This window comes from Salinibius halmophilus (assembly GCF_003577475.1).
GTDB lineage: Bacteria > Pseudomonadota > Gammaproteobacteria > Pseudomonadales > Natronospirillaceae > Salinibius > Salinibius halmophilus.
In genome coordinates this window covers 44,627-57,857 of the sequence record NZ_QPEP01000005.1, presented here as the reverse complement: position 1 = coordinate 57,857, position 13,231 = coordinate 44,627, and the positions used below count along the sequence as shown (strand labels likewise).

The following is a 13,231-nucleotide window of genomic DNA, read 5'->3' as shown; positions in this document are numbered from 1 at the left end:
ATTTGGTGGAACGTCATGAAATCTTTTTTATCCATATTTCTTGCTAGCGCCCTAGGTATAATGGCGACAACAGTGAACGCTCATCCGGCGTTCACTGCCCTATACACCTTGGATGAACATAACAATCATTGGAACCCGTTTTGTGGTGCGGCCCATATCGGCCAACAGTGGTTGCTTACCGCCGCCCATTGTTTTGATGATTGGCAACCAGGTGATGTGCTAGGCGTTTCTTTTGGCGATCATAGTCAATGGCTGCAATACGAGTACTGTGACAAGGGCGGCGATTGTGTGGCTGCCAAACTTTATCAACCAAGCCTTAAGCACTTTCAGTTTAGCGAGCACCTAGTGCACGCCAAGCCAGAATTGTTGTTTAACGTAATACCGCTATTAGACGACAATCTTTTTATTCACCCAGACTACTCAAAATATCAAGAAGACGACATTGCACTGATCCATTTGCCCAATGCACCAGTTTTGCCGGAAAAACTAGCATTGCCCAAATCAGCGTCCACATGGCGATCGTTAGTCACCAACAAGCATACCGTACAAGTGTATGGCCATGGCAATATTGTTAACTATCGCGCCGATTCAGATGAAGGCCTATTCATACCAAGCAAACGCTTGCGCCGCTTAACAGTTCAGGCCCTTGACGACCAGCCCTGCACTCGCCAACTTGATGGCTATCAAGCCAACAAAATGCTCTGTGCAGGCTCACCTAACCCAGACAACCCGCAACTTGGAGTAGATTCATGTCAAGGCGATAGTGGTGGTCCACTATTGCACAACAATGTGCTATTCGGTGTGGTGAGCTGGGGCGAAGGCTGTGGTGAAAAACCCGGTGCCTATGCCAACGTGCACTACTATCTGCCGTGGCTAGACACCATAATAAATGGAAACTTTAATTAATATTTTACAATTTTTTAATATTTTTTATTTCCATTTAGAATTTTTGATTACGAAATACTTCCACGTCACTAAGACTGACCACGCCAGGCTTTTCAGAGAAAAACTCCTCTACCAAGCTCATGGCAATCTGTTCAGCTAGCGTTGCATCAGACATAATGGTTTCGATTTTCACAATGCGAAACCCATCAATCATAGGCGAAATATTATCGTGATGATGATGGAAAGAGCCGCTGCCACCACCTTCAAAGATGGTATACCCCTTCACCCCAGCTTTTTCTAACAGCCGAATAATTTCAACTTCGAAAACTTTTTCAGTAACAATCGAAACAAGTTTGGCTGAATGCTTCATTGCAAGGCTCCCTAGTGTTTAAAACACAGCGATGGCTAGTTGAGTGAACAATGGTATCGCGATTGCAATACAAATTGGTGTACCAATACTGGTTGAGGCACCAATAAAGGCCGATGGATTAGCCGAAGGAATGCCTGCACGCAACGTTGGCGGGCCAGAGATATCCGAGCTAGAAGCTGCCAGAATTGATAATAACACCACACCACCAGGGCTAAAGCCCGTTACCTGATGAGCCACATAGCCAAAACCAAAGGCAATTAAACCATGCACAATAGGTGCTAGCACTGCATATATAGCATACCAATGAGCAACGCGGCGCAACTCAGCTAATCGCTGCCAGGCCTCAATCCCCATAATCAGCATCATAATCGATAGCAACCCACGGAACATTGGCTCATAAAAACTATCGTAGACCGATTCCGGCCGAGTCAGCAAACCCAAAACCAAACCAAGTAATAACGCTGACAAAGCAGAACCTTGCAAGCTGTCCTTGATCACATAGCCAACCGTTACCGATTTTTGATTACGCTTGGATGGATCTTTTTTATTGGCCATGCGCGCCAATACAATCGCCAGAATCAACGCTGGAATATCCATAAACGGATACAGCGCCGATACCCAGGCTTCATACTCCATACCAACGTCGTCTAGGTGTAACATGGCCGCTGCAAAGGTTGATGCCGACACCGCACCAAACAACCCTGCTGTCGCCAGCGCATCAGCTGGCTTTATGCCTGGCAAGCGGGTGAGCACTAGTTGGCCAAGTAAGACAATAATCACCCCAATCAGTACAGCGAATACAGCAGGCAATAGTAGGTCGGCGAGGTTGGCGTTACGGATTTCCATGCCACCACTCAAACCGACTTTCATCAACAGTACAAATACTATGAACTTATACACTTGATCTGGAATGGTTAATCGGCTGCCCAAGGCAGCGATCAACATACCACCCAACAAAAAGCCCAGCGTCGGCTTTTGTAAGCCCGTAATAATCAAGTCGAATACACTTGCGAGTAAGTCCACGGTAGGTACCTCTTTCGATACTTATGACAGGCTTTACGCCGATTTTTTGCCTTAACTTTAGGCAAACGCGCGCAACTCTACATGTAAACTAGACCGTACAACATGAACATACAGATAGGATTTTATTTGAACAAGCGCTTAACCAGCACGGTGTATTCGGTTACGACCTTTCGCTTTGGCCGCATACAGTGCTTTGTCTGCCAACTCAATGAGCGCCTCTGGTGAATGCTTTGATGCTGGCGTGCAGCTTGCTACGCCAAAACTCGCGGTGACAACATCGGCAACAGATGATTTAGAATGGGGAATGGCAGCTTGTTCTATCTGCAGGCGCACATGCTCGGCAAACTCCTCGGCATCCGTGGACTGAGTGCGCGTTAAAAGCGCGATAAACTCCTCTCCGCCGAAGCGATAAACACGGTCACCACTGCGCTTAACAGCAGACATAAGTATGCTCGCCACTGTCTTCAAACATTGATCACCTTCCAGGTGTCCATAGCTGTCATTGAAGGCCTTAAAATGGTCGACATCCATAATGATTAGCGCGAACGCTTCGCCAGAGTTTTTAGCTTGCATGATATCACTCATTAGGTTTAAGCGATTATTCACCCCGGTTAGCGGGTCGGTATGCGCAAGCTGAGCTAGTTTCTCTGTTTGCTGCTGATTTCGATGCTGTGCCTTTTCATAAGCCTTGGCAAAAGTGATGAGTTGTAGCGCCATAAACGTTAGCATAATGGAGACATGCGTTACCCAATCAAAGAATTGCTGCTCCACACTCAAACGAGTAAAGGAATTAGGGATAATAAAAGTCGCTGCGATCAGCAACGCAGTAACGACCGTTAGCGCGCCATTGAAAAACCATCTCAACCAACCCGTAAGGGTGAAGTTAATCAACAGCATTACCGCAACCGAATAAATAACACTTGGCGACTGCAAGCCTGCACTACTAAACCACGCTCCGGGAATCACCACAAAGGTCATTGCAGTAACGGTTACTAAATGCACCCGTTTTGTATGCACTCCCCGATACGCCAAACTGCCAGCAATGGCGCATAGTAGCGCAATGGCAATCCACTTGTAATTGAGATGAAACGGGAGCTGATAGAGCAAATTAATTGGAACCGTGACCAACGAAATGATGGCAAAAAATGCCATATAGTTAAGGAATATCCGCTCACTAACGCTGATTCGCTTTACCTGATTATTGCGCACGACTACATCTCAAGAGTAAACAAAGTTCATAATAGCATTGTGAACGCTAGGGTTCTTTCGATGGCAAGAAAAACGGCCCACAACACTGTAAGCTAAGACTCATTCGTTCGGTAGTTGGTTCGGCTGGCATAGCAGAGAAAGACAACCGAAAAAGCACACCAGCTAGCGCAAGAAATCACTCAATATTTCAGCCAGCATTGGTACGACGCCAAGCGCACTGATGAAGAAATGAACATTTCTAAACCGTAAGTCAGATGAATTGATTGTAACTTTATTTAAATCTGTTCAATTTTCTAGAGTCAAAACTGCCGTAATAGGTATTGTTAAAACAATAAAAAGAGGCAGACTCTATGAAGTTCTCAACAATGAAGTCGATCAGTGCTGGGGTATTCCTTGCCACTGCATCGGCAGTCAGCTACGCAGCGCCGGCTTGGCAAGAAGGCACTGCGTACAGCGGTGGCGACCAAGTCACCAGCGCCGGTAGCATATATGAGTGCAAACCCTTTCCTTATGAAGGCTGGTGTGGCTTAAGTGCCTACGAGCCAGGCCTCGGCTTTGCTTGGACTGACGCTTGGGTTGCCGTAAACGGCACGACGCCAACGGCGACACCGACTGCCACGCCAGTCGTCACGCCGGTTGTCACGGCAACACCAGTGGTTACTGCCCAACCAACAAGCACGCCAACTCAACCGCCTAGCGACGTACCGGTATTTATTCCGGGTGAAACTAGGGCAACAAATGGTTCGGTTTACCAGTTTGGTGGTGCTTGCTGGGAAGCGAAAAACAGCCCTGGCCCATGGGAAACACCACGTGAAGGCTGGTTCTGGACACAAGTAGATTGTGGTCCTGTAACGCCAACACAAACGCCAACGGCGACACCAACTCAGGCGCCAACCCAAGCACCGACGGCGACACCGACGGCGACACCGACACAGGCACCAACGCAAGCGCCGACCGCCACACCGACACAAGCACCTACGGCAACACCAACTGCGACGCCTACAGCTGTGCCAGTGACGCCGACACCAACAGCGCCACCAACGCTGCCACCGGGTGAGCTGTGCGTGGACTACCCAGAATGGACACCAGGCACTACCGCCAACAAAGGCGACATCTACGTGACTGGCAACAGCGCCTACAAAGCCAAGTTCTTTACCACCAAGCCAGCAGGTGATCCAGCTGATTGGGAGTGGTTCCTAAACTGTGATGGCACACCACAGGGTGCGCCAGCGCGTCTATCTATGCCAAACCCACCAGACCCAGTGCCATTAAAAGTAGCAGGCTGGCCTAACTACATTGTGGCGGCTACGCCAAACGACACCACGCCAGCAACAACGGTAGTCAATATCAGCAACCAAGCTGATCTTACAAGCATTGCTGGCCTGCAAGCTGGATTCGAAGAAGCCATTATTGCCGCTGCCAATGCTGGCTCGGCGACGGTACTGTTGCGTAGCAATGTGCTCGACAGCATCATGTTAGATAAAGGTGCATCACTAGGTACGATCTCAGTGAAAGAAGCTCTGAATGCCGCAGCCGGAGCGACCGGTGTAACGCTTTCAGGTGTGGATGCACTAGAAAACAACGCCCGTGGTTGGGCGCAGGCGCACAACCTCATCATGACGCAATTAGCGCCAAATGCTGTATTCGGTTGGGAAATCGAAATCGGTGAGTTCTCGCAAAACTACCACACGGGTTATCGCTCAGTATGGAACGCAGCGTCTAAGTTCGCTGCCGATCTGCTGGATAACTTTGGCCTATATGCCGGCGCCAACGCAGCAGACATCGTTGCCTTCACGAAGCCAGCGAACACGCCAGCGCTAGATGCCGACAAGTGGGACAACGCGCTTCGCTTTGTTAAGCAAGTGTCTGACTTCGTTGAAGTACCAGCCATGTTGTCGTCGGTACCAGCCAATCAAGCCGGCACCTATTTCCTAGGCGCCACATCCGCTGAGCGCAAGCTTCGCCATGCCGCCCACCACAACGTGTTTGCGGTACTGTTCGATGCCGACAATGCGAGCTTGGATAGCAAGATCAACGATTACATGACATCAACGATCCCGCTATATCAAGAGGGCAATAACAGCGCGATTGATACGGGCCTAGCATTAACGTCAATTGAGTCGCTTAACGCAGACCTACTTGGCGTAGAGCAAGTGATGAACAACGAAGCCTTCCTGTATGAAGTAGCACAAGGCCGTTTTGAGCCGTCTACGGTGTACAAGTGGAAAGACTTCTTGCAAGCACTGAGCTCAATGCACAATGTGGGCATTGCTGGTGAACAGCTATGGCTATACGACGAAGGCAAAGACGATGCAACAAACTCGACTTATGCCAAAGTTGCCATTGCCGCATTCCTCGCCCAGTCAATGAAAGAGACCATTCGCTACAATGCTTGTGACGAAAACAACTGGTCTATCAACACTGGCGATCCAGTAAACTACCCACTGAGCTCGTCGTGTGGTCAGCTACAACAAGACTACGCAAGCTATGGCCAAAACCCAGTAACTGGTGTTGATCACCCATACTCGTGCCCACGCGCACCGAAGATGGAAGTGACAGCCACCACACACGCTGGCTGGTATGGTGCACCGGCACCACTATTCGCAGCGCCAGATGCGGTACTAGAAGAAGCTGGCATCCTAGTCGATGGTTCAGTGGGCTACTGGAACTTCGGTGGCGGCTGGTGTAGCGAGATCCCAACGCAAATCGACACCTCTAAGCAAGCTTGGGAGCGTGACGAGTGTAAAGTATACGTTGGTCAGAAAGCTGGTCAGTTCGTTCACGACGGTTCAGCTGGTAAATCAGTTGAAGGTTGTGGCTGGTGGGGCCGTGGTGTCATTCAAACCACTGGTCGCCAGAACTTTGGTACATTGAACCACTTCCTAGGTCGCTCACACGTTGACCCTGCGACAGTTGGTGAAACCATCGAAGGTGTGACTGTGCGCCCAGCGCCAGAGCAGCCGCTATATGCCAACCTAGACTTCTGCTCTAACCCGCAGTTGATCTGTACATCTGAAGAGCATCCAGAACTGAAATGGATTGCTGGCTTGTTCTACTGGATGAACGACGTACAAGGCTACGTGGGTACAGGTGCCTACGCTGATTGGGATTACCTAACTGAGCTGCGTGCATACGTAGACAATGGCTTGAACGGCACTGGCTTTATCGATGACATTTCAGGCATCGTAAACCGTGGCTGTCCAGACTCTACCTGCCCTATTAGCGGCAAGGTAGACGGCATTAAAGACCGTCAAGACAACTTCTTCCTAGTACTTGATAAACTAGGTGTGTCCTATACCCGTTAAGGGCACAATGCACCCGCTAGGGGCGCAATGTACCCGCTAGGGGTATAATGAAGCATAAAAAACCCGGCACTCCGCCGGGTTTTTTATCCAGCTGAGCTTAAGGTGCACTACTTTAGGGTAAAGCTATTTAGCAGGGAGGCCTTGCCATGTACAAACTAGTACCACTTTTATTGCTTTGCGGTCAGTTATTCGCCACACCATTTCAGTTCGAACATGCCGGCAATCAACTGGTGGGCGAGTATCTGGCGCCAAAAACAGATGAAGTAAACGGATTGATAGTATTTGTGCACGGTGATGGGGCAGCCAACTACGACAGTAATGGCTACTACCCACTTTATTGGCAGGCACTTCGCGAGCAAGGCTATTACGTTGCTAGCTGGAGCAAACCAGGCGTTGGCGACTCATCTGGCAACTGGTTGCGCCAAACCATGTCCGACCGACAAGCTGAAATATTAGCGGGCACTCAGTACTTGCAGTCACTGCTTAGCATACAACCAAACAACTCAGGCCTACTCGCTTTCAGCCAAGGTGGTTGGGTAGCCCCGGCGTTAGCAGATTCATCCGAACACATCGGCTTTTTAATTGGCGTGGGCTTTGCGCGCAATTGGATTGATCAAGGGCGCTACTATAATCGACTTGCTGGTGACGAGGCAGCCTATCTCGCTGATGTGGCACTACTAGAGCAACAGCTTGCGTCCAATGCGATACCAAGCAATGAACGCCGCTGGTTTGTCCTCAACAACTTTAAAGCCGATGCCACCAGCGACTATCAGAACATCAATATCCCTTCACTGCTAATCTGGGGCGACAAAGATGCCAACGTCGACACGCAAGCCCAGCTGAGTTATTGGCAAAGCCAGCCAAATCCAAATGTGACCGTTAAAGTAATCGAAAATGGTACACACCAACTGCTCGATGCCAACAAGTTCCCTAACCGCCAACTAGGATTCTGGGACTGGTTAAAGTTTCAATGGCAAGGCGAGCAAGCCTTAGCGCCCGACGCCCTGTCCACCATTGAGGCGTTTTTGGATGGCCGCTAACCTTTTGGCTGACTCGATTGCAGCAGCGCTTTAATTTCGGCTAGCTCAGTTTCTAGTTTTTCAATTTGGGCACGGCTAGCCGGTTCGCCACCTTCTTTGCTCTCGCCGTGCGCTTCGGCGCGGAAGTTTTCATGCTCTTCGCCCATGACTTCCAAGATGGTACCCACCATCATATTTAAGAAGATAAATGCCGTTAAAAAGATAAACGACAAGTAATAAATCCAGCTCAGCCGGTGCGGGACATGGCTTCGTACATCACGCAATTATTATGTAAGTCTAATTTCGTTTTCTTTTTTTGACTGCATCTGAAATCTACGCTCCGCGCGCAATCTAGCATATACATCCACTCCTATGTATAACAAAACTTGAAAACCATCTCAAAATCACGCCTCTCAAAAAAATATTAGGAATACACATTGCCTAGCCTCCTAATAGCAATTAAATAATATAACATTAAATTTAAACCAAATCCAAGTCACCCTTAATAGATAATACACACCAATAAAAAATTTATACAAAGCATAGAAACTACCAACCCACTATTAATTCAGACCTCAAATTAAAACCAAAAAAAATATAATCTTCGACAACTCACTAATATCCTGCAACCCTAAGCGTAAACGCAAGCTTTGCAAGTTTTTGTCTATCGTCGGAACTAAATTTCAAGTCAACATACCCAAGGGGGCTTCGTACACGAAACACAGCACCTTCAATATTCGAAAGTAACTCCAGTGTATCAATTAAATCTTCATCCACACTGATCGGAAATAAACCATCTTGATCATCACCTAAAAGATCGTCGACAGTATCATCAATATCAACTTTTCCATGTATGCGAACATCACCATACGCAACCGTGGTTTCAATAGGAAGATCTTTGATTTTTGTTCCCATAACATAAGGAAACACTCCTATTCGATTCTCAGAGATAAACACAATCGCATTGAAGCTAAATTCGTTATTTCCCACAGTAAAATCACTATATTCTAAAACACTATCTATTTCATCATACTCCATATCTAAACTGAAATATTCTTCAGCAACAAGATGATTGTTACCTAAATATTTTGCTGCTAACCTTGCGTTTTCTATATTGCGCTCCGGGTATGGCCTTCCATTAATAAAATATACTTCACTATCTCGTGATCGCCTTACAACTATAACCTCACTACCTTCAAACAAAAGCTCACTCTTTGGGTATTCTGATTCCTTATTCAACGCGGAACTTGAGCCAACTACCACTTTCTCTACAATAGCCTCATTTAAAAATTGCGCCTCAACGGAACTTAATACTTGATTACTATAAGCCTCTCTCTCTATCTTATAGAGGTATTCCTCACCAGTCTCAAGAATTACAGGAACGTACAAATATATACCATCGACATCCACTATCTCTTTTAATCGATCTAGCTTGCCACCAATACTCTGATAGCGACGCCACTCTAGTGCGTTGCATTCGACCTTCACGGCACTAGCGCGATCACAAAAACGCGTAAAGCCTGTCTCTTTAATACTATCCTGCTTAGCAATAATACGGAATTCAGCATTGAAACGGCCGCTGTCTATCGATGCACATCCAATGAAAATAAAAGTCAGAATTACCATTAGGTTATATTTAACAAAACTAGTCACTTTGCTTTTCATCAACGACACTCCGCTAATATTTAGAATTTATTATTTAGAATAACTATCGAGAAAATCCTGCTGGAGGAGTCTTAACCTTTTTGTATTCTGAAACTTCGCGAGTAAAGGCATAAGGATCAATATCAGCCATATTAACTGAAATTTGTCCAGATCCGTGAACATGAGAAATCACTTTTTCATAATGTTCTTTATATGGAGCCTGTATCGTAGAGCCCCCATACTCACCAATATTACAGATTACAACATGTTGGTACATGTGCCATTGTAAAGCAGCGGCCATATTGTCAAACGTTTTCACATCTGGGTTATGTGCTGCAATAACGAACAGGTCTGTTTTATCACGTAAATCTGCTGAAAGCTTTATGTCAGTAGCGTCATAGCAAATAGCTCCCGACATTGTAAAAGGTTTCTCACCATATCCATGAATTTCAAGTAAATGTTGACAAGGCCGATGTGATTGAACACCCATTTTCTTTTCAGGCTTTGTCATATGTTGCTTACCTTGATCTCGGATAATCCATTGTCGCTTTTGATCTGAATAGGAAGGAATAAGCCACCTTGCATAGTTAACTAACTTTCCTTCCTTATTTTCAAATACGAAGCCTGCAAAAATCATGGCGTTAGTTTTGTCTGCTAGACGGCGAATAATGTCTTCATCATCCGGATGCACAGATACTTCCGGAAAAACGATCAAATCACAGTACGGTTTACTCGTATTCCCATCAGCCTCAGATTTAGCAACTAGTGTATTTAATGTCAGTTTACAAATAGTAGACAGGTGATCACGGTGAATGGCACGAGCAGCGCTTTGGCTTAGCTCTGGTCCATACTTTTTAAACAAAGCAGAAGTAGGTTGCAATTGTTGCACTGTAGCAATGCGGAATAGCTCTCGATTGCTTTCCGGTCGGTAAATAGCAGTAGGTATCGTCGGCAAGTTTGAAGTTCTGCAAACTAGTGAGGCCATATAACCTTTGCGCTCCTGAAGGCACATTTTTAGGTCATCAAGCGTTTCAATATTCAAAATCTTTGAGTTGCGTAAGTAAGTTGACTCGAATCCAGGCCATTGTAGACAAAACATGAGTAACTCAGAGGTCCATTGACTTACAGTTGCGTAATTACCAGTCAACGCTTCCGGAGAGTGCAACATTCCCATTCTACGCTTATACCAGGAGCTCTTTACACCATAATATGTAATAGTTTCAGACTCGCTCCATAGCATTCCTGTAAAGTCCGAATTACCTAGTATCAACGCCCTAAGAATTGTACCAATCCAATAGATTTTTTGCTGCTCACTAAGTACATCTTTATCTTCTTCATGCACAATCCACTTAGGAATTTCAAATCTTGGATCACGACCTCTTGTCGTAGTGACTTTTAATGTCTTTATTTTGGCTTGCCAAAATTCCGCCCAATCAGAACTACCATCAATTGTCACATCAATTGCCGAAGGCGGAACCCGCGAAAGAGAAAGTTCTGGATCTTTAATTATGCACTTAACTAGTTCTAACCCGAGCTCAATAACACTATGCTCTAGCAGATTGCTTTCGTTTAGAGAAGATATAACTCTAGACAGCCTTTGCTTACTACTTACAAGCTTTGCCGGCTTTACTGGCTCAGCCCATTTAATCTTTTTGATCAGTCCAACTTGGTTACTTAACTTCAACAACCTCCATATTTGATGCCAACATTTCCCACCCGATATAGCAAACTCTGACAGCACCTCATATTTTCGCTCGACGGAAAACCCCTTAATACTTTCCATTAGATTAGCCATTGATGTTCTATAGTCACCAGTTATTTGGCAAGCAATCTCATACAACGCTATATAATCTTCATCAAATTCGACATTGTCGTTGGCTAAAATCTTGTGCAATCCGCTATGCAGCTTAAAGCTATTACTGCCTTGGTCTGATAGAAATGGTCTATTGACAACGGCCAATAGCATCAAAGCCTGCCTAAATAGAAATCCTTTAGAGCTATCAGAAACAGCATAATAACTCACCACTCTTTGAGCATAGCTTACTAGCAGCTGCAAAAGCTCATCAGGTTTTATTGAACCTGAATATTCGATTCTCTGGAAATACCCGTTAAAGTCTGATGCTGCCCTAAATATATCTGCCATAAGGTAGTCCATCATAGCAGAGGTCACGTTATCGGAACGCTTGCTATTCAAGCTACTTCTTTCAAAAATGGAATTTAACACTGATTCAAAAATATCCGCGTCAGGGTAAATCTCCATAGCCTTTCGAAGCACTATCCCTAATGACGGGTCTTTCATCCAAGCGAAAATCAGTTTCTTCGCAAGTAATTCATCTTCTGCATCAGCTCTAATCGTGCTGACGTGCTCACAATCTAACAAACGCCTTTTACTTCTAGCCATTAATTCAAAACGGTTTGCAGCAAAACGCTTTAACGTATCTGGTCGGACATCATGATCAAAGCTCGCTAGCCTTATCAGTTCACTATCTTTGCCTGTTACCGCTGGTAATGGGTCATCTGTAACTAATAACGTCTCTAAAGCTGAGGAAACAGATTTTATGGAGTCTCTATCGACTGGGCCACTTAACTCCGATTGGATTGCTGCAACCCGATTTGACATACTCCCTTCGTTATCTAGGTCTGACAATAGTGTAACTTTAGTTTTACTATCATTTACAGAAAGATTTTCACCACCGTAATCAAGAAGCATTTTATTAACAAACTTAACTAATTCTTCTTTTATTTCTTCAACGGCTGCATTTTCTGCTGAAACTACCAACCGCAGATCATCAACATAACGGCAATAATCATGTAATATAATTCGACGAGACTCGCTAAAAGCATTTTCGCTAAATAATTTTTTCCCAATATGAGAGTCAAACTCACACAGGTATGCATTTGCGAAGAAGCCTGATGCTACCAAGCCTTGAGGTAGGCCTAAGTTGAGTGAATCTTCATTCATTCCAGATATAGCTGCCAAAGCCTTGCTATCTTCGGACCATTCCCAGTCAGTAATTTCTCTCAATTTATCCCAAAATAATGGATCTTGCTCCTGGTCGACTGCTTTTACTATATCCTCTAAGCGCTTAATTAGAGTTTTATTATCAATTGAATTAAAGAATTGAGAGATATCTAAATTAACAACAAATACCTCGTCCGAACTCCCTAAAGTGTCAGCGAGCTGCCTACCTAGCACTAATGGTCTATTTAAAAAGTTCTGGTAGTCGACAAAGAATTTTCGGTAAGTTTCACTGTTCCCCCAGCGAAACCAAGCATTGTTGGTTCCTTTCCAATCACACAGAAGGCGATTTCCGTAACTGTAAACTCCCTTAGATCGTGCTTCCACAAAATCTAAATCACACTTCCCCTGCCGACTCTCAACTGCATCAGCAAGACAGAGCATTGCGGTAGTTGCGAGCGTCTGATCCCTAATAGTTAAATGAGCAAGTGGCCGTAGAGGTATTTTTCCACCAGCCCTTTCATCCACAGGTTGCCATACTCCATCGTTACTGAAGCCCCACTGTTCACTTTTCGCAGCAGGTACTAACTCCATAGGAGTAAGCGCAAACCCAGAATCCAACTGCTCTGCCCACTTCGAACAGTTCTTTTGAACCCTCATTGCTGATGAGTCGAGCTCTAGGGTATCGGCATACCAATTGAATGACCTAATATATGAATGTGTTTTCTTCCAGGCTTGAGCGATAACTACTTCATCACACAAATGGTTTAATGTTGGTCTAATAAGCCTGTATTTACCGTCAATTAGTTTCACAAAC

General features: G+C 45.5%; 9 protein-coding genes. 3 read left to right on the top strand and 6 right to left on the bottom strand.

Going from position 1 to position 13,231, the window contains the following annotated elements:
* The first annotated feature begins 15 nt into the window (after window positions 1–15).
* Entirely contained in the window at window positions 16–906 is an 891-nt protein-coding gene (locus DUW71_RS06770; protein WP_119394490.1) for a S1 family peptidase, read from the top strand.
* Window positions 907–940: 34 nt separating this feature from the next.
* Here DUW71_RS06770 and DUW71_RS06765 read toward each other — a convergent pair whose 3' ends face one another.
* The 3 genes from DUW71_RS06765 to DUW71_RS06755 all read right to left on the bottom strand — a co-directional run bounded on the left by DUW71_RS06765 (window position 941) and on the right by DUW71_RS06755 (window position 3,487).
* On the bottom strand, window positions 941–1,255 hold the full coding sequence (locus DUW71_RS06765) for a P-II family nitrogen regulator (RefSeq protein ID WP_119394489.1): 315 nt from the start codon (window positions 1,253–1,255) through the stop codon (window positions 941–943).
* Window positions 1,256–1,273: 18 nt separating this feature from the next.
* Window positions 1,274–2,278, bottom strand: coding sequence for a sodium-dependent bicarbonate transport family permease (locus DUW71_RS06760; protein ID WP_199671169.1), 1,005 nt, complete (start codon window positions 2,276–2,278; stop codon window positions 1,274–1,276).
* A gap of 138 nt (window positions 2,279–2,416) precedes the next feature.
* Window positions 2,417–3,487: a GGDEF domain-containing protein gene (locus DUW71_RS06755; protein WP_158583910.1), complete on the bottom strand. Its 1,071-nt coding sequence runs from the start codon at window positions 3,485–3,487 to the stop codon at window positions 2,417–2,419.
* Window positions 3,488–3,837: 350 nt separating this feature from the next.
* Between DUW71_RS06755 and DUW71_RS06750 the strand changes: the two genes are divergently transcribed.
* Window positions 3,838–6,792, top strand: coding sequence for a chitodextrinase (locus DUW71_RS06750; RefSeq protein WP_119394487.1), 2,955 nt, complete (start codon window positions 3,838–3,840; stop codon window positions 6,790–6,792).
* 146 nt (window positions 6,793–6,938) lie between these two features.
* Window positions 6,939–7,832: an alpha/beta hydrolase family protein gene (locus tag DUW71_RS06745; RefSeq protein WP_119394486.1), complete on the top strand. Its 894-nt coding sequence runs from the start codon at window positions 6,939–6,941 to the stop codon at window positions 7,830–7,832.
* On the opposite strand, the gene DUW71_RS17795 is transcribed toward DUW71_RS06745, so the two are convergent.
* From DUW71_RS17795 to DUW71_RS06730, 3 genes are all read right to left on the bottom strand, one after another.
* The gene (locus tag DUW71_RS17795; protein ID WP_233546062.1) at window positions 7,829–8,044 is read right to left on the bottom strand and encodes a hypothetical protein; all 216 of its coding nucleotides are present in this window, start codon (window positions 8,042–8,044) and stop codon (window positions 7,829–7,831) included. The genes DUW71_RS06745 and DUW71_RS17795 overlap by 4 nt on opposite strands.
* A 382-nt stretch (window positions 8,045–8,426) precedes the next feature.
* Window positions 8,427–9,476, bottom strand: coding sequence for a hypothetical protein (locus tag DUW71_RS06735; RefSeq protein ID WP_119394485.1), 1,050 nt, complete (start codon window positions 9,474–9,476; stop codon window positions 8,427–8,429).
* A gap of 43 nt (window positions 9,477–9,519) precedes the next feature.
* Window positions 9,520–13,227, bottom strand: a complete 3,708-nt coding sequence (locus tag DUW71_RS06730) for a reverse transcriptase domain-containing protein (RefSeq protein WP_119394484.1) — start codon at window positions 13,225–13,227, stop codon at window positions 9,520–9,522.
* Window positions 13,228–13,231: the final 4 nt, after the last annotated feature.